The 16780-nt window shown below is 65.7% G+C and carries 16 protein-coding genes, 1 tRNA gene and 1 pseudogene; 5 read left to right on the forward strand and 13 right to left on the reverse strand.

Annotated elements, in window-relative coordinates; translation table 11 throughout:
• The 3 genes from HF684_RS10925 to dinB all read right to left on the reverse strand — a co-directional run bounded on the left by HF684_RS10925 (nucleotide 1) and on the right by dinB (nucleotide 2523).
• A complete protein-coding gene (locus tag HF684_RS10925) occupies nucleotides 1–699 on the reverse strand; it encodes a YdcF family protein (protein ID WP_169252489.1) in 699 nt (232 codons plus the stop codon).
• A 49-nt stretch (nucleotides 700–748) separates the two neighbouring features.
• Nucleotides 749–1156: a DUF3040 domain-containing protein gene (locus HF684_RS10930; protein ID WP_169252490.1), complete on the reverse strand. Its 408-nt coding sequence runs from the start codon at nucleotides 1154–1156 to the stop codon at nucleotides 749–751.
• A gap of 131 nt (nucleotides 1157–1287) precedes the next feature.
• A complete protein-coding gene (dinB, locus tag HF684_RS10935) occupies nucleotides 1288–2523 on the reverse strand; it encodes a DNA polymerase IV (protein ID WP_169252491.1) in 1236 nt (411 codons plus the stop codon).
• Between the two features lie 60 nt (nucleotides 2524–2583).
• Here dinB and HF684_RS10940 point away from each other — a divergent pair, with 60 nt between their 5' ends.
• Together HF684_RS10940 and HF684_RS10945 are read left to right on the forward strand one after the other, a co-directional pair.
• Nucleotides 2584–3150, forward strand: coding sequence for a hypothetical protein (locus tag HF684_RS10940; RefSeq protein ID WP_248278886.1), 567 nt, complete (start codon nucleotides 2584–2586; stop codon nucleotides 3148–3150).
• A complete protein-coding gene (locus HF684_RS10945) occupies nucleotides 3147–4421 on the forward strand; it encodes a polyprenyl synthetase family protein (RefSeq protein WP_169252492.1) in 1275 nt (424 codons plus the stop codon). The genes HF684_RS10940 and HF684_RS10945 overlap by 4 nt, the downstream gene beginning before the upstream one ends.
• A gap of 42 nt (nucleotides 4422–4463) precedes the next feature.
• Here HF684_RS10945 and HF684_RS10950 read toward each other — a convergent pair whose 3' ends face one another.
• On the reverse strand, nucleotides 4464–4814 hold the full coding sequence (locus HF684_RS10950; protein ID WP_169252493.1) for an Rv2175c family DNA-binding protein: 351 nt from the start codon (nucleotides 4812–4814) through the stop codon (nucleotides 4464–4466).
• Nucleotides 4815–4940: 126 nt separating this feature from the next.
• On the opposite strand from HF684_RS10950, the gene HF684_RS10955 reads away from it, so the two are divergent.
• Nucleotides 4941–6044: a LysM peptidoglycan-binding domain-containing protein gene (locus HF684_RS10955; RefSeq protein WP_169252494.1), complete on the forward strand. Its 1104-nt coding sequence runs from the start codon at nucleotides 4941–4943 to the stop codon at nucleotides 6042–6044.
• The gene (locus HF684_RS18940) at nucleotides 6041–8155 is read left to right on the forward strand and encodes a PASTA domain-containing protein (protein ID WP_169252495.1); all 2115 of its coding nucleotides are present in this window, start codon (nucleotides 6041–6043) and stop codon (nucleotides 8153–8155) included. The genes HF684_RS10955 and HF684_RS18940 overlap by 4 nt, the downstream gene beginning before the upstream one ends.
• Before the next feature lie 114 nt (nucleotides 8156–8269).
• On the opposite strand, the gene HF684_RS10965 is transcribed toward HF684_RS18940, so the two are convergent.
• The 4 genes from HF684_RS10965 to gcvH are packed head-to-tail and all read right to left on the reverse strand — an operon-like array spanning nucleotide 8270 to nucleotide 11678.
• Entirely contained in the window at nucleotides 8270–9664 is a 1395-nt protein-coding gene (locus HF684_RS10965) for a 3-deoxy-7-phosphoheptulonate synthase class II (RefSeq protein WP_169252496.1), read from the reverse strand.
• A gap of 10 nt (nucleotides 9665–9674) precedes the next feature.
• Nucleotides 9675–10160: a bifunctional nuclease family protein gene (locus HF684_RS10970; RefSeq protein WP_169252497.1), complete on the reverse strand. Its 486-nt coding sequence runs from the start codon at nucleotides 10158–10160 to the stop codon at nucleotides 9675–9677.
• Nucleotides 10161–10170: 10 nt separating this feature from the next.
• Nucleotides 10171–11274, reverse strand: a complete 1104-nt coding sequence (locus tag HF684_RS19000) for an FHA domain-containing protein (RefSeq protein WP_169252498.1) — start codon at nucleotides 11272–11274, stop codon at nucleotides 10171–10173.
• Nucleotides 11274–11678: a glycine cleavage system protein GcvH gene (gene gcvH / locus HF684_RS10980; RefSeq protein ID WP_169252499.1), complete on the reverse strand. Its 405-nt coding sequence runs from the start codon at nucleotides 11676–11678 to the stop codon at nucleotides 11274–11276. The genes HF684_RS19000 and gcvH overlap by 1 nt, the downstream gene beginning before the upstream one ends.
• A 230-nt stretch (nucleotides 11679–11908) precedes the next feature.
• Between gcvH and HF684_RS10985 the strand changes: the two genes are divergently transcribed.
• Nucleotides 11909–11985 (forward strand) — tRNA-Pro (locus tag HF684_RS10985).
• 84 nt (nucleotides 11986–12069) lie between these two features.
• Here HF684_RS10985 and HF684_RS19005 read toward each other — a convergent pair.
• The 5 genes and pseudogenes from HF684_RS19005 to HF684_RS11005 form a co-directional block, all read right to left on the reverse strand.
• On the reverse strand, nucleotides 12070–13335 hold the full coding sequence (locus HF684_RS19005; RefSeq protein WP_348981450.1) for an MFS transporter: 1266 nt from the start codon (nucleotides 13333–13335) through the stop codon (nucleotides 12070–12072).
• On the reverse strand, nucleotides 13242–13601 hold the full coding sequence (locus HF684_RS18945) for a sodium:proton antiporter (RefSeq protein WP_348981451.1): 360 nt from the start codon (nucleotides 13599–13601) through the stop codon (nucleotides 13242–13244). The genes HF684_RS19005 and HF684_RS18945 overlap by 94 nt, the downstream gene beginning before the upstream one ends.
• 34 nt (nucleotides 13602–13635) lie before the next feature.
• Nucleotides 13636–14637: pseudogene (locus HF684_RS18950) on the reverse strand (sodium:proton antiporter); the annotation flags it as partial.
• 195 nt (nucleotides 14638–14832) lie between these two features.
• A complete protein-coding gene (locus tag HF684_RS11000) occupies nucleotides 14833–15336 on the reverse strand; it encodes a VTT domain-containing protein (protein WP_169252501.1) in 504 nt (167 codons plus the stop codon).
• 223 nt (nucleotides 15337–15559) lie between these two features.
• Nucleotides 15560–16774: an amidohydrolase family protein gene (locus HF684_RS11005; protein ID WP_169252502.1), complete on the reverse strand. Its 1215-nt coding sequence runs from the start codon at nucleotides 16772–16774 to the stop codon at nucleotides 15560–15562.
• Between the last annotated feature and the right edge of the window lie 6 nt (nucleotides 16775–16780).

The following is a 16780-nucleotide window of genomic DNA, read 5'->3' on the forward strand; positions in this document are numbered from 1 at the left end:
TCAGTGCCCTGCCGCGTGTTTCGCGTTCTCTCGATCGTGCGCACGTAGGGCGAGCAGGCCGCGCACGGCGGCGATGGGCTTCACCAGCGGATGTTCTCCGAATCGGTAGTCTCCGCCGCGGACCAGTCGTCGTGCCAGGTCCGGGCGCATCTGCCACAGGTGGTCGCGCGCCTTCTCGGCATGGTGGGAGTTCGAGACGATGCTGATCGTCGTGGCAGGGGTGAGTTCCCGATCGATGATCGGGAGCGCGTTGGCGATGTTCTCCCACGTGGTTGTGCTCTGCGCTTCCAGAACCGATCTGTCGGTGAAGCCGAGTTCCTCACGGGCGAAGCTCTCCACGATGTGCGCCTCCGACGTTCTGCCCGCGACGGCTCCCCCGCAGAAGATGAGGAGGGTCGAGTGTGCCCTCGGATCGATCGATCGCAGACCGGCCCGAGCCCGGAATCGGTTGATTCCGTTCGGCCGCTGCCCGCGGTTGGCATACCCGAGGACCACGATGATCTGGTCGCTGCCCGCCGTCCGCATGGTCTCTGTGTGACGACTCGCGTGCCGGCCGCTGCGGCGCCTGCGGGGACCGGCGACGTCGTAGTCTCCCAGTCGGCGGTGACTCGATCGCCAGTGGGCCGCCTCGGCGAAGACGAAGACACCGGCACTGACGGCAAGGACTGAACCGGCACTCACGAGCAAGCGGATCGGCATTGAAAAAGGCACCCTCATATCGAGAGTGCCTTGATCGCCGAGATCGGGATCATTCGCCGCGCTGGCGCTTCTCCCACCGGTCTTCCATCCGGCCCATGAACCCGGAGTTGCCCTTGGCGCCGCTCTTGCCTCCGGAATTCCGAGAGTCCGTCTGAGTCGTGTGCACATGACCGGGACGGCTGAACGCCCAGTACATTCCGGCGACCATGAGGCCGAACCCGACGACGCCGAGTGCGATCCACCAGACGGAACTGGAGACGAGCGAGATCGCGAGGATCGTCGCGGCCAGTCCGGCGAGAGCGACGAGAATCCCGAGGACGAAGCGCTTGGCGGAGAACCCGGGCCCCGTGGCTGCGGCCTGGGTTTCCGAGATATTCCGGGCAAAACGAGGGTCTTCACTGCGCAGCTGCTTCTCCAGTTGGTCCAACAGCTGCTGTTCGTGATCGGAGAGTGGCATCTCGAACCCCCGTTTCGCTACTCAAGTCTTTCACTCAATCATAGTCTCTGAGGCTCGAAAAAACATCTCCGGGGGCCGTCAGGGGCCGGATTCCCACGGGGTCTTCAGACTGTGCTCCCGCTCACCCGCTCTCAGCCGTCGGGACGCTTGCGCAGAAGCGAGGCCTGCGAGATCGCTTCGCTGCCGAATCGGCGTCTCACCTCGTCGAGGGCGACCTCGGCGTCGCGTCCGGAATGAACTGGTTCGTCCAAGGTGGCCTGTCGTCCCGTGACGGCGAAATCGCTGAGCCCGGCAGCCCTGACTCCGAGCAGTCTGACTCCCTGAGAGCGCTGTTCGCGCAACGTGCGCAGGGCGGGGCGCAGAGCTTCGTACATCTCCCTGGCCAGATCCGTCGGAGCCGCCAGGGTCACCGATCTCGACAGGGTGGTGAAATCGCCGAGGCGGTACTTCAGTCCGAGGCTCGTGGCCACCTTTCCCTCCGCACGGACCCGGTAGGCGACCTTGTCGGCCAGGCGCAGCAGTTCGTGTTCGAGCACAGCGATGTCCCAGATGTCCTCGCCGAAGGTGTTCTCCGCGCTGATCGAGTGTTCTCTGGCCTGTTGGTCGAAACCGGAGGAGTCCCGTCCGTGGGCGGCCCGCCACAGCTGATGGCCGTGGGCGCCGAAGACGCGTGCGGCCCAGTCCTCGTCCACGGCGGCGAGGTCGCCGATGAGACGGATTCCGTAGCGGGAGAATCCTGCCTGGGTCTTCTCCCCCACTCCCGGCAGAGCTTCGATCGGCATCGGGTCGAGGAATTCCTGGGTCGCAGCCACGGGCACGAGCAGCTGACCGTTCGGCTTCGCCCTGGTCGAGGCGAGTTTGGCCACGACCCGGCTGACGGCGATGCCGACCGAGGCGCTCAGACCCGTCCGCTCCCGGATCCGGGCACGCAGCTGCGTGGTGATCTCCACCGGAGAGCCGAGCCGTCGCACGGCTCCGGCAACGTCGATATAGGCTTCGTCGACACTGACCTGACGCACATCGGGGGTGACCTCGGCGACGAGATCGAAGACCTGGCGGGAGTAGGAGGAATACTGGCCATGGGAGGGCGGAATCACCTCGGCGACGGGGCACAGATTCATGGCCCGCGACATCGGCATCGCCGCGTGCACCCCGAACTCTCGCGCTTCATAGCTGGCCGAGACGACGACTCCGCGGCCGCTGCGCCCGCCGACGATGACGGGACGGCCGACGAGGTGCGGACGGCTGAGCAGCTCGACGGAGACGAAGAACGAGTCCATGTCGAGGTGGAGCATGGTGGCACCGGCGTCGTCCGTGCCCAGTCGGCTCAGATCACCTCCGGATCGTGCCAGCTGCTTCCGACTCATCGCCTGCTCCTCGCGCTCGTTCCTTTCGGCTCCGCCGAACAGTCCAGGTACTCTTGAAGCATGGTATCGCGCACCGCTGTCATGACACTGCCCATCGTCGCCGCTCTCGCACTTGCGGGCTGTTCGGGAACCGGTGGAGACACGGCCGAATCGAGCCCTTCGGCCTCCCAGGAGACCTCGACCTCCGCGGCCTCGGCCGAGTCCGAAGCCGCTTCTGCCGAGTCCGAGGCTGCTTCGGCCGAAGCATCGACCGAGGCCACAGGCTCGGACCCCGGTACTTCGAACGATGTGAAGGATCTGCCCGAATACATCAAGCCGTATCCGGACTCCGAGGTGCTCTCCGCGTCGATCGTCAACGCCCACAACGACAAGGACAAGAAGCTGCCCGAACAGGTCAGCCTCACCTTGCGCGCCGAGGCCGATGCCAAGGACGTCTTCGCGTTCTACGAGAAGGAGCTCGGCAAGGCCGACTTCGAACGCCTCGGAGATGAGGTGAAGACGAAGAGCGCCCGTGTGGTCAACTTCAAGCACGAAGACAATGACAGCGTCCTCGTCGTCACAGTCGCCGAGGATTCCGAGGACAAAGCGAATTCGATCGTCACCGTCGGCGGAAACATCGGTTCATGACCTCACATCATTCTGCGACGCCCGGCAACAACGCCGACCCCGCCGTGCCCTCGCCGGCGGCCGTGCCCTCGTCATCCGCCGCGACGACTGCCCCTCCTGCCCTCGTCGAGGCTCTCGACTCTCCCGAATCCATCGCCGCCGAGGTGTCTATCCAGCTGGAGGCCTTCCTCGCCGAGAAGGCCGCAGAGTTCGAGGCGATCTCACCCGATGCGACGGCGATCGGCGACGCTCTCATCGAGTTCACCCGCGGCGGCAAGAGGATCCGTCCCGTCCTGCTGTGGTGGGGCTTCCAGCTCGCCGGCGGAGACGTCCGTGCCGGCACGGACACGGGCCCTTCCGCCGACGTCATCGCGGGTCTGGCCCAGGCGGCAGGTTCACTCGAACTGCTCCACGCCGCCGCGCTCATCCATGATGATGTCATCGACAATTCGGACACCCGGCGCGGCCGGCCCGCCCTGCACCGTCAGTTCGAGGCCCGCCACCAGCGCTCCGGCTTCCACGGCGACGGCGCCTCCTTCGGTGTCTCCGCCTCCATCGTCATCGGCGATATCTGTCTGGCACTGAGCGAGGAGCTCTTCGAACGTTCGCAGGAGACCCTGGGCGACAGCCGCTCGGCTCGCGAACTGCGCGGGGTCGTGCGCCGCGACGTCATGGTCGGCCAGTACCTCGATGTGCTCGCCGAGGTCATCCCCCTCGGCGACGCCCGGATCGCCGATCGTGCGTGGGAGGTGCTCAGCTTCAAGTCCGCGAAGTACTCGGTCGAGCAGCCGCTCCTGCTCGGAGCGGCCCTGGCAGGTGCGGACAGCGAGCAGCTGAAGGAGATCTCCGCTTTCGGTCTTCCCCTCGGTCAGGCATTCCAGCTGCGCGATGACGTCCTCGGCATCGCCGGCGACCCAGAGGCCACGGGCAAACCCGCCGGCGACGACATCCGCGAGGGCAAGCGGACCGTGCTCATCGCCGAGACGGCCTCCCGGATCCCAGCGGACCGGCTCGAGGTCCTCGCCGCACGGTTGGGCGATCCGGATCTCACCGACGCCGAGGTGGCCGAATGCGTTGGCATGATCTCGGACTCGGGCGGTCTCGCCGCCGTCGAATCCTTCATCGCGGACAAACATCTCCACGCAGCGACGATCGTCGATACGTGGGCAGGAGTCGGCGTAGCGACCGGTTCACCGTCCGAGGCGGCCGCCTCGGCGCGAGTGCGCATCGGTCCGGCCGCGCAGCAGCGACTCAAGGGATTCGCGAGGGCGCTGAGCTACCGCTCCAGCTGAACCCGACGAACGGTCCTGCGCACCTCGAGTGCGCGGCGCAGATCAGAACGCGAGGGCCTGAGCGCGGCGGCGCACTTCCTTCTTGTTGCCGGCGCGAAGCAGGTCGATGGGCCGGCCGGGCAGGGATTCGTCGTGGGTGAAGAGCCACACGATGGCTTCTTCGTAATCGAATCCGGCGTCGTAGAGGGTATGCAGGGTGCCCTTGAGCGGTTTGACGACCTCACCGTCGACGAAGAAGGCCAACGGGATCCGCAGAACCTTCGGATCGCCGATCTTGATTCCGCAGATGGCGCCGTCTTCGAGCAGCCTCCGCACCTGGGAGATGCCGAGCCCGGTGAGTTCTGCGATGTCGGGCAGCGGGGCCCAGTCCTGGACGAGTTCTTCGGTATTCACACCCTCAAGCGTAGCAATATTCGGCAGAAACACCCCGCCATGCGGTGCCGAATGCTCGGGTCGAGCCCGCCCACTCGTTAGGCTGGGGATCGTATCCCCACTCGACATGAAGTCAACAGGTGACAGATGACACGACCGCGACGGCACAGGCCCGTCACCGCCGCTCCTGACATCCGCGCCGCATCGAAGGTGAATTCGACCGGTCCGATCCCAGGAGCCGAACGAGTCGACCCCGAAAACGAATCCCCCACCGAGGTGGCACCCACCACCAAATCCGACCACGACTCCGATGACGCGGACACGGCGGTCGCTTCGAGCACCGGCCCACAGTGGATCTCGGGCACCGCGGGTGCGACCGTGCCCGTCACCCACGGCGGCCGCACCTACAAGGTCAAGCAGGGCGACACCCTCTACGCTGTGGCCAGCAAACACGGCGTCTCCGTGCCTGCACTGGCCGAACTCAACCGGATCTCGCCGCGTCAGAACCTTCATCAAGGGCAGGTCCTGTCTCTGCCGGAGAAGAACGATCTGCCCGATGATGATCCCTCTCACGTCGTCGCCCCCGGTGAGACCCTGCAGGGAATCGCCGCACGCCACGGAATCTCACCGGCGACCCTGCGGCGGGCCAACGCCATGGGCGATGACTCGTTCATCACGGTCGGCGAGCTCCTCCTGCTTCGCCCGTCGACGGCCCGCCCGCGTCGCACCGCACCCGAAGCGCCTCGTGACATCCCCCGCGTCGCCGCCAGCGCGCAGGTCGAAGGCATCCGCCCCGCGGTGCTCCACGCGGCACGGCTGAACAAATACACCCTGCTGCACCGCCGCCATCCGGCACCGGCGCAGGCGAAGCTGCTCGTCGCTTCACTGGCCGTCGAACTCGGCGCCGATCCTGCCCTCATGCAGGCCGTTGCCGCACAGGAATCAGGTTTCCAGCACACGACGGTCTCGGCCGGCAATGCGATCGGCATCATGCAGATCACTCCCCGATCCGGTCGCTGGGCGTCCGATATCGTCGGCCGCGGACTCGATCTGCTCGATATCGACGACAATATCGTCGCCGGCACCGTCATCCTCGGCTGGCTGATGGAAACCGCCGAATCGGAGAACGAAGCCATCGCCGGCTATTACCAGGACCTGCGCTCGGTTCGCGCCGACGGACTGCTGCCGGAGACGAAGGCCTTCGTCCGCGGTGTCCAGCTGCAGCGTGCACGTCTGCAGGAGGCCCTGTGACCGCCCGCCGAGATCCCCTCATCGGCACGGTGCTCAACGACCGGTACCGCATCGATGCCAAGATCGCCCGCGGCGGCATGGCCATGGTCTACCGCGGCACCGACCTGCGTCTCGACCGTGAGATCGCGATCAAGGTCATGCACGAACACCTCATCTCCGATGACACCTTCGTCGAACGCTTCCGCCGAGAGGCCATCAACGCCGGTCGCCTCACCCACCCGAACCTCGTGGCCATCCATGATCAGGCCCGCGACGGCGATATCGTCTACCTCGTCATGGAATACCTGCCGTCGGTGACGCTGCGCCGTGAGCTCAAGCACCGCGGCACCTTCACCCCCAGACAGGCGATCGTCGTCCTCGACGCGATCCTCGCCGCACTGGAGGCCGTGCACTCGACGGGCATCATCCACCGTGACCTCAAACCCGACAATGTGCTGCTGGGCACCGACGGTCAGGTCAAGCTCGCCGACTTCGGTCTGGCGCGCGCCGTGACCACGGCGACGACGACGAAGACCCTCATCGGCACCGTCGGCTATGTTGCTCCCGAACTCGTCACCCGGGCCGGGGCCGATGCCCGCACCGATCTGTACACGGTCGGCATCATGTTCTACGAGATGCTCACAGGCGCACAGCCCTACCCCGACGATGTGCCGATCCAGGTCGCCTACCGGCACGTCCACGACACGGTTCCGCCGCCGTCGGAGGTCGTCGCCCGACTGAGCCCGCGCCTGGACGCACTCGTGCTGTGGGCGACGTCGAAGGATCCCGAGGACCGCCCTGCCGATGCCGCCGAGTTCCGACTGGCGTTGGCCGAAGCACGTGCGGAGATGACCGAGGCCGAGCTCGACCTCGGAGATCCGCAGATCGCGGCCGGTGAGCATTCCCCCATGCTCACTGCGAGCATCGATCTCGGCGAGGAAGCGCCGAAGGAGAAGCGCTCCCGCACCGACGAGATCCCGTATCTCGAAGGCGAAGAGGACGACGCCGAGGCGGACACCGGTGCAGCTGATCTCGACGATGAAGACGACGACCCGGACAATGTCGCCGGTGCGGCCGCCACGGCTGCGCCCGGAGCCGGAGTCCTCGGTGGCGGTGCCGCAGCGGCCGCGGCCGGAGTCAGCGCCACCGCTGTCTCCCCCGACGCCGATGCTGCGGACTCCGCCGCTTCCGACGAGCCTGCAGACTCGGACGATTCCGGTGATCGAGAGGACACCGAGGACGAACAGGAATCGAAGGATTCGGAATCCGATCGCCGCGGCCCGGCCATGATCGTCGCCGGCTCCGCGGCCGCCTCGGCGAGTCCCTCCCCTGTCCGACGCCGCCGACGCCGCATGCTGACGGGACTCGTCGCCGTGGTCGCGGTTCTCGCTCTGGTCGCCTGGTTCGTCATCGCGAACCTGCCGGCACCGACATCCATCGTCCCCGGCGAACTCGCCGGCAAACCCGTCGACGAGGTCACCTCGCAGTTGGAGGACAACGACCTCAGGGCCGAGCCGAAGGAAGTCTTCGACGACAAGGTGCCCGCCGGCACGGTCATCGGCACCGAACCCGTCAGCGGAGCGGAACTCGCCCCCGACTCGTCCGTCACGGTCGTCGTGTCCAAGGGTGAGGAGAAATTCGCTGTGCCGAAGCTCACAGGCATGAGCCGCGACGAAGCAGAGGACGCGCTGAAGAAGGTCAGCCTCTCCGTCGGCAAGGTCGAGGAGGAGTACAGCGACACGGTCGCCGAGGACACCGTCATCTCGGCATCGCAGAAAGCCGGGACGAAGCTGTCGAAGGGCGAGAAGATCGATCTGGTCGTGTCCAAGGGTGTCGCTCCGATCCCGGTTCCCAACGTCGAAGGACTGACCTTCGACGCTGCCTATGCGACCCTGGCCAAGCGCGGATTCCGCGTCGGCAAGGACGAGGTGTTCTCCGATGACGTGCCCAAGGGCAAGGTCGTCTCGCAGTTCCCGAAGAGCACCGAGGCGAAGCCGGCGAATTCGCTCATCATCGTCCGCGTGTCCAAGGGCAAGGAGAAGACGGACGACTCCGACTCGAAGGATGAGAAAAAGGACGATTCCAAGGACAAGAAGTCCGACGACGAGAAGAAGGACGACTCGGACACATAGGACTCGTCGGTCAGGCACGACGGTCGGTCGGACGGGGTATGCCGTCGGTCCGACGACAATGCCGGGGGCTCCGCAGAGATTCTGCGGAGCCCCCGGCATTGTCAGCTGTGGCTGTTACTTCCGGCGAGTCAGGTATTCGGCGACCTGGAACGCCATCTCCAGCGACTGATCGTGGTTGAGGCGCGGGTCGACGAGGGTCTCATAGCGGCGACGCAGACCTTCGTCGTCGATCTCCGTGGCTCCGCCCATGATCTCGGTGACGTCATCACCGGTGAGTTCGATGTGCAGTCCGCCGGGGATCGTGCCCGCGTCGGCATGGGCGGTGAAGAATCCCTCGACCTCCGCCATGACGTCTTCGAAGCGGCGGGTCTTGTACCCGGTGTTCGAGGTGATCGTGTTGCCGTGCATCGGGTCGCAGACCCAGGTCACGTGCGGCAGGCGGTCGCCGATTCCCGACAGCAGGGCCGGCAGCGATTCGCCGATCTGACAGGCACCCATACGGGTGACGAAGGTCAGGCGGCCAGGCTCGGCGTCCGGATCGAGCTTCTCGGCCAGCGCCAGAGCGTCGTCCGCCGTGGCCGTCGGCCCGAGCTTGACGCCGATGGGGTTGCGCACCTTCGACAGGAAGTCGACGTGGGCACCGTCGATCTCGCGCGTGCGTTCACCGATCCACAGGAAGTGGCCGGAGACGTCGTAGGCGTCACCGGTGCGCGAGTCGATGCGGGTCAGTGCCCGTTCGTATTCGAGCAGCAGCGCCTCGTGGGCGGCATAGAATTCGGTGGTCTTGAGCGCGTCGAAGTCGGCTCCGCAGGCATCCATGAAGCGGATGGCACGGTCGATCTCGGCAGCGGTCTGTTCGTAGCGCTGGTAGCCGGGGTTCGAGGCGAGGAAACCGCGGTTCCAATCGTGGACGAACCGCAGATCGGCGAAGCCTCCCTGGGTGAACGCACGGATGAGATTCAGCGTGGAGGCGGAGATATGGTACGCCTTGAGCAGACGTTCCGGATCGTGACGGCGGGAGTCCTCCGTGAACTCGTAGCCGTTGACGATATCGCCGCGGAACGACGGCAGGGTGACCCCATCACGCGTCTCCATATCGGCCGAACGCGGCTTCGCGAACTGACCGGCCATGCGGCCGATCTTGACCACGGGCATCGAACCGCCGTAGGTGAGCACGGCCGCCATCTGCAGAACCGTCTGGACTCGAGCCCGGATCTTGTCCGCCTGGGCTCCGTCGAAGGATTCGGCGCAGTCTCCTCCGGCCAGGACGAAGGCCTCACCGCGTGAGGCGGCGCCGATCCGCTGCTTGAGCACATCGGCTTCTCCGGCGAAGACCAGCGGAGGCGAGCTGCGCAGATCGGTGAGCACCTCGTCGAGGGCGGCGCTGTCGAGATACGTCGGCTGCTGCTTCGGATCCATTTCTCGCCAGTCGTCGAGACCGCGGAGATTGTCGTGGCCGGCAGCGGCGATTTCTCTGTTGGACAGGACCGGATCGGTGTGGAGACTCACTGTTTCACTTTCATGGATTTTCGGTACCGGTCTCGAAGTCCTCGGCCGAGACGTTGTCGAGGAAGTCTCTGAACTGTGCGACTTCCTCTTCATCGGCCTCGGGGGCTTCGATTCCGGATTCTTCAAGCAGTTGTGTTTCGACGAAGACGGGGCAGTGCGCTGTCAACGCCAGAGCCACCGCGTCCGAGGGGCGCGCGGAGATCGATTTCCCGTCGTTCGTGTGCAGCTCGGCCAGGAAGATCTGACCGTCCTTGCCGGTGATCGTCACATCCTGCAGCTCGGCGTCGTACTTCTCGAGGACGTCGAGCAGCAGAGCATGCGACATGGGGCGGGGCGGGGTCAGCCCCCGCTGTGCGATCGACAGCGCATTGGCCTCGATCGCTCCGACCCAGATCGGCAGGTAGTAGGCAGGTTCGCTGGCCTTGAGCAGCAGAATCGGCTGGTTGGCGGGCATTTCGATGCGGACGCCGACAACCTCGACTTCGACTTTTGACATTATCCCCCGGTCAGGAGCGCGGACGCTGCTGGAAGATCATTCGGAACTTGCCGATCTGCACATCGGCTCCGTTCTGCAGTTCGATGGAGTCGATGAGCTGACGCCCCACATAGGTGCCGTTGAGCGAGCCCGTGTCGCGCAGCGTGAAACCGCTGGGCGTACGGATGAACTCGGCATGCTTGCGCGAGACGGTGACGTCATCGAGGAAGATGTCGGCGTTCGGGCTGCGGCCCACGGTGACCACATCGGTGTCGAGCAGAATCTGCGAACCGGAGTCCGGCCCGGAGACGACGACGAGCAGAGCATCGGCGTCCTGCAGACCTTCGAGGTCGGGCACCGGGTGGATCTCACCGGTATGCGGATCCAGGATTCCCTGGAACTGCTGGCTGCCCGAATCATTCATCGGATCCTGACCGCCGCCCGTCGGCGCACCCTGGGGCTGACCGGACTGTGGCTGACCGTACTGACCGGGGCCGGGCTGGCTTCCCTGCTGCTGGTTGGGATCGAACTGACCGTACTGGCCGGCGCCGTTCGAGCCGTACTGCGGCTGGCCGCCCTGCTGCGGCTGGCCGCCCTGCCGCGGCTGGCCACCCTGCTGCGGCTGGTTTCCGTACTGCGGCTGACCTTGGCTGCCCTGCGGCTGACCGGATTGCGGCTGGCCGAAGTTCTGCGGCGGATACTGATTCTGCTGAGGCTGATATTGGGGCTGGCCCTGGCTGCCCTGACCCTGTCCGGCATAGGGCTGGTTGGCCGGCTGGGACGCACCATAGTTCTGTCCGCCCTGCGGGGTGCCGCCGAACTGCTGACCGTTACCGTACTGTGGTCCGCCCTGGGGCGTGCCGCCGTAGTTCTGTCCGCCCTGCGGGGTGCCGCCGTAGTTCTGACCGTTGCCGTACTGCGGCGCCTGCGGGGCTCCGTCGGCCGGCTGCTGCCCGAAGGGCGGAGTGTTCCCCTGGCCGTTCTGGTCGACCTGAGGGTTCATCCGAGTTGCCGACTCGTCACCGCCGTTGCCGTTTCCGGCTCCGAATGGGAACTTCTTCGACTGCGGGACCTGTCCGTTGTCATACCAGGGCTGCGAGGGAGTCGGACGATTCTGATCGTGATTCTGCGACATTACGCCTCCTCGCTCTGAATGAGCTCTTTGTACGCTTCGCTGTCCATCAGCGATTCGAGCTGTGCGGGGTCACTGAGTTCGACGAGATACATCCACCCGTCCTCGAAAGGCGACGAGTTCACGGTCTCAGGTGAATCGTCGAGTGAGTCGTTGACCTCGGTGATGGTCCCCGACACAGGTGCGATCAGGTCCGAGACGCTCTTCGTGCTCTCGACTTCGCCACAGGACTCCCCTGCGGTGACCGAGTCCCCGGCTTCAGGCAGGTCGACATAGACGACGTCACCCAGCTGTTCCTGGGCGAAATCAGTGATACCCACACGGACTACTGCATTGTCTTCCGTGGTCGCAACCCACTCGTGGTCGCGCGAGTACCGCAAAGATACTGGATAATCCAGATCTGCCATGTCGACTCCTCTAGTTTGTCGGTGTACCAAGCATAGCCGCCTGGGCCACGTTCATAACAATCACGAAACGGAAATGTTACTGAGTCACCCTGACAGGCCTCTGCACGTCCCGCTTCTTCGGTATCTACCTGGGATGATACCTGTTTTTCGAAGGTCACGGAACGCGGTTTTGGCAGTTGACCCCCGATCGGTATAAGCTAGTTCTCGTTGCCCACGAGGGAGTACGGTAACGGGCTATGGCGCAGCTTGGTAGCGCGCTTCACTGGGGGTGAAGAGGTCGTGGGTTCAAATCCCGCTAGCCCGACCACCAGGGTCACCACCCGCTTCTGAGAGAATGTGTCGCCACTTCGTTCATACGAAGGTGCGGCACATTTTTCGTTGCCTGAGAAGATCATCGCTCATCGCTTCGGACGTCCAAACGGCGCGCGAAGACCATCGTCAGGATGCCGATGAACACGAGGATGCCCAGACCCCATCGCAGTCCGGCTCCCGTGGCGACGACCCCGACCAGCGGACTCGTGCCGAGGTAGCCGACTCGCATCAGCCAGTTCACCAGCGTCACTCCCCCGGCCCGGCCGACGCCGGACAGTCGACCGGCCGCGCCGAGTGCACCGGGCACGAGCGTCGCCGAGCCGAATCCGAGCGCCCCCATCGAGACGAGCAGCAGAATCGGCTCCGGGGCCGCGATGACGCCGACCCCGCCCAGAGCGATGAGGCCGCCCCCGAGGCGCGCGATCCGGCCGGCCCCGAACTTCGCCACGAGCACGTCCCCGCTGAACCGTCCGAGGCATTGGCTGCCGATGACGATACTGAAGGCGATCCCCGCCGAGGCGGCCGGAACGTCCGCGAGTTCGACCGCGGCCAGCCCCGCCCAGTTGTTCGCAATATCTTCGACCGAGGCACCGCAGATCGCTACGATCGCCAACGGCAGCGCCGCCACCATGATCGCTCGCTTCGGGCGGGCCGCCCCATCTTTGCCGCCTCTCCCATCGTCGGCGTCGGAGCCGGCGATCCGTCTCGGTGAGGCAGAGCCGCCGATGAGGCAACGTCCCACGATGGTGATGAGCACGGTCGCGACGCCGATGAGCGCCAGCCACACCCGCATGTCGGCGCCGGAGCTGGCGGCTGCGGTCGCAGCGGCTCCGCTGAGCAGTCCCCCGAGGCTCCACAGCGCATGCATCGATGACAGGATCGTGCGACCTGATCTCTCCTGGATGGAGATGCCGACGACGTTCTGCGCGACGTCGACGATCGCATCGCAGCAGCCCAGCAGGAGGAGGCAGCTCGCCATCATCACACCATTGACCGACCAGACCGTCGCCGCAGCGGCCGCACCGAGCATCACAGTCCCTCCGATGACGACTCGGTGGGCTCCGAATCGGGCGATGAGCGCGGCAGGCAGGGCCGAGGACAGCAGCGATCCGGCGGCGAAGCAGGCGACCACGAAGCCGAACTGCCAGGAACTCAGCCCGAGTCGGTCGACCAGCAGCGGATACCACGGCAGGAGAGCCGCGAAGACGGCCCCGTTGCCGGTGAAGTAGAGGCCGACTCCGGCCGCGGCCCTCACGCGGCCTTCGCGGCTTTCGCTGCGCGCAGGTCTCGCCCGGCCAGTCCGAGGATCACGAGCGCGAGTAGGACTCCGAGCAGACTCCACCACAGCGAGTCGGCCATGAAGACGAGCACCATCGAGGCGAGGATCGGTGCGAGGCGGCGCAGCGACCACCACACATAGCCGCCGAAGCTCGGCATCGCCACGTGCGCCGAATCCGCGACGGATTTGACCATGAAGTTCGGTCCGTTGCCGATGTAGGTGATGGCCCCGCCCATGACGGCTCCGAGCGAGACCGCGATGAGCAGGGTCTCGGACACCCGCCACTCTCGGTTCGCCGGGCACCTGAGCGGCCATCTCGAAGAAGGTGACATAGGTCGGGGCGTTGTCGAGGACGGAGGAGAGACCGCCGGTGAAGACGAATAGGGAGATCTCGCCCAGCGGGATCTTGTGGGCGTGGGCGACCTGGCCGAGGTAGGCCAGGGCCGGCATCATCGTGAGGAAGATGCCGATGAAGAGCGCTCCGACCTCGAGGATCGGCGTCCACGTGAACTTGTTGAGGTTGAACCGGGCACCGCGATCACCGACGAGGAACGACGTCGCCGCGGAGACGAGCATGACGAGTTCGCGCCACGGCACGAAGTCCGAAGCACTCGCATGTCCCATGTCGATCGCGTGCAGGTCGACCGAGGGGACGAACGCGACGGCGACGATGATGATCGCCAGGAACAGCAGACCGCTGGCACCGCGCAGGCCGAGTTTCGTCGCATGCTCGGCGTCCTTGGCCAGGGCCTCGACCGGTTCCTTCGCATACATCTTCGTATCGAGGGCGAAGTAGCTGATGAGCAGCAGAGCGTTGACGAACAGCCAGTACGGCCACAGCCCGAACGTCCATTCGAAGGGGACTCCACGCAGCATGCCGAGGAACAGCGGCGGATCGCCCAGTGGGGTGAGCAGACCACCGCAGTTCGCGACGATGAAGATCGTGTAGATGACCGTGTGAGTGCGGTGCCTGCGGTCCTGGTTCGTGTTGAGGATCGGGCGGATGAGCAGCATCGCCGCGCCGGTGGTGCCGATGAACGAGGCGAGCACACCGCCGACGGCGAGGAAGATCGTGTTGTTCCGCGGTGTCGCCTTGATGTCGCCGACGAGGAAGATCCCGCCCGAGGCGACGAAGAGGCTGCCGATGAGCATGATGAATTGGAAGTACTCGAGCAGCGCGTGGATGACGGTCGTCGTCTCCCCGCTGAGCAGGAACCACACGGCGATCGGCACGCCGAGGATGAGGGCGACGATGAGCTTGACGAGGTTGCGGTCCCAGATCTTCTCCGTGGCGGGGATGAGCGGGAGCACCGCGATGCATCCGAGAAGCAGAACGAACGGAATGATGCTCCACCAGGCCACGACCATCCGAGGACTCCTTTACTCACTGTCGACGAGCAGCCTCGTCCCGTCGACCTTGACGCAGTCTCACTCTACTGAATTCGTACACCGCTTCGGATCACGGTCTGCCGCACGGACGCTGCTTGTCGCACGGACGCAGAGAGCCTCGGACGAAGATCGTTCAGTTCGCCGAAGCGGTCGGCAAGTCAGCAGGGGTGCCGTTCAGTTCGCCGAGGCGGAGGTCGACTCCTCGGCGGGGTCTCGGTCCCTGCGCAGTCCGATGAGCAGACCGATGATCGCGATGACGAACACGAGCCCCAGCCCGACGGTGAGTCCCGGTTCGGCCTGGTAGGCCCGGGCCACCGCTGTGAAGCCGAGGAACCCGACGGTCGAGTAGATGAGCGCCCACAGTGATCCGCCCACGACGAGCGCCGGTATGTAGCGGCGGTAACGCATCCCCGTGGTTCCGGCAGCGAGGTTGACCACCGTCTGCAGTCCGACGGTGAGGAAGCTCAGTGCCACGACGGGAGCCCCGAAGCGGTCGATCGTGTCCTCGGCGCGACGGTATTTGGGTCCGGCCATGATTCTCTCGACCCGGGCGAATCTGCGGATTCCCCTGCGTGCGAAGCGACCGAGCAGGAAGGTGCCGCCGGCGCGGCAGATGATGATGCCGAACATGATCAGCCAGGTCACGGCGATCGGGAACGACCAGTCGAGCGGATTCATCGGTGCGCGGCACTCCTCCCTCTGGGCATTCCCGCCGCAGTGACGTGCTGCGGACTGATGGATCGGTCGCTCCCATCATAACCTCATTAGGTTAGGTTTGCCTCACTGAGCATTCGGTCGAGACCGATCTCACTCGCCGAGGCGGCCGTGCCCACGCAGACGGACGAACCGGGCGTACCGCCTCGGCGGCGTTCCTCGGCGACATTGCTCGTCGATCAACCGCTCAGACGAGCGCACCGTCGAGGTAGACGGCGTTGACTCGGTCCTCGATTCCGCGGACGTCGGCTGTGCGCAGGTCACCGTCCACGACGACGAGGTCGGCCAGCCCGCCCTCACCGATCCGCCCGACCCGATCGTCGTCGAGCAGACGGGCGGCCACGGAGGTTCCGGCGGCGAGCGCCTCCGTCGTGGACAGTCCCACCTCGGCCAGCAGGCTGATCTCTTCGAGGTTCTGCCCGTGCGGGCCGACTCCGGCATCGGTGCCCAGGGCGATCGGGACTCCCGCCTCGTGGGCCCGGGCGATCGACTCCTGGTGGGCGTCGACGACGCGCCGGGCCTTGTCCACGACGGAGGCAGGCAGACCGGCACCGGCATCGGCGGCCTTGATGACGGCCTGCGGGGCCTGCAGGGTGGGGACGAGGAAGGTGCCGTGCTCACGCATGAGGTCGATGGCTTCGTCGTCGAGATAGATGCCGTGTTCGATCGAGCGCACCCCGGCGCGCACGGCGTTCTTGATTCCCGGTGCGCCCTGCGCGTGGGACATCACATGGGCACCTTGGGCGGCCGCCTCGGCGACGATGACGGAGATCTCGGCTTCTGTGAACTGCGAGTGCCGCGGGTCGTCCCGCGGGGACAGCACTCCCCCGGTCGAACAGATCTTGATGTGGTCGGCTCCGGCCCGCAGCAGCTCCCGGGCCTTCTTCTGCACCTCTTCGAGTCCGTCGGCGACTCCCGACGGACGGCCCGGGTGCGGGGCCAGGAACGGGGATTCGGCTCCGGAGACGAGGTGGAAGTCCCCGTGCCCGCCGGTCTGGGACATGATGTTCACGGCGATCGTCAGTCGCGGACCGCGCACCACGCCGGTCTCGATGGCGACCTTCGCGCCGAGGTCGGTGCCGCCGGCGTCGCGCACGGTCGTCACTCCGCCCTTGAGGGTGGCTTCCATATTCTTCACGGAGTTATAGAACTGCAGCGAGAACGGGTCGTGGAAGTTCGAGGTGGCTGCCGCGCCGGAGCTCGTGAGATGGACGTGGCAGTCGATGACTCCGGGAATGATCGTCTGTCCCGTGCAGTCGATGTGCTCGTCTCCGGCGTTGTGCGAGCCCTGCCCTCCTTCGGTCACCGAGGCGATCCGTCCTCCGTCGATGACGACGTCCCGAGTGCCGGGCAGGAAGCGGGTTCCGTCGAAGACTGTGGCGTGGGTGAGAACTGTGACCATGGGCGT

This window comes from Brevibacterium sp. 'Marine', assembly GCF_012844365.1.
Classification (GTDB): domain Bacteria; phylum Actinomycetota; class Actinomycetes; order Actinomycetales; family Brevibacteriaceae; genus Brevibacterium.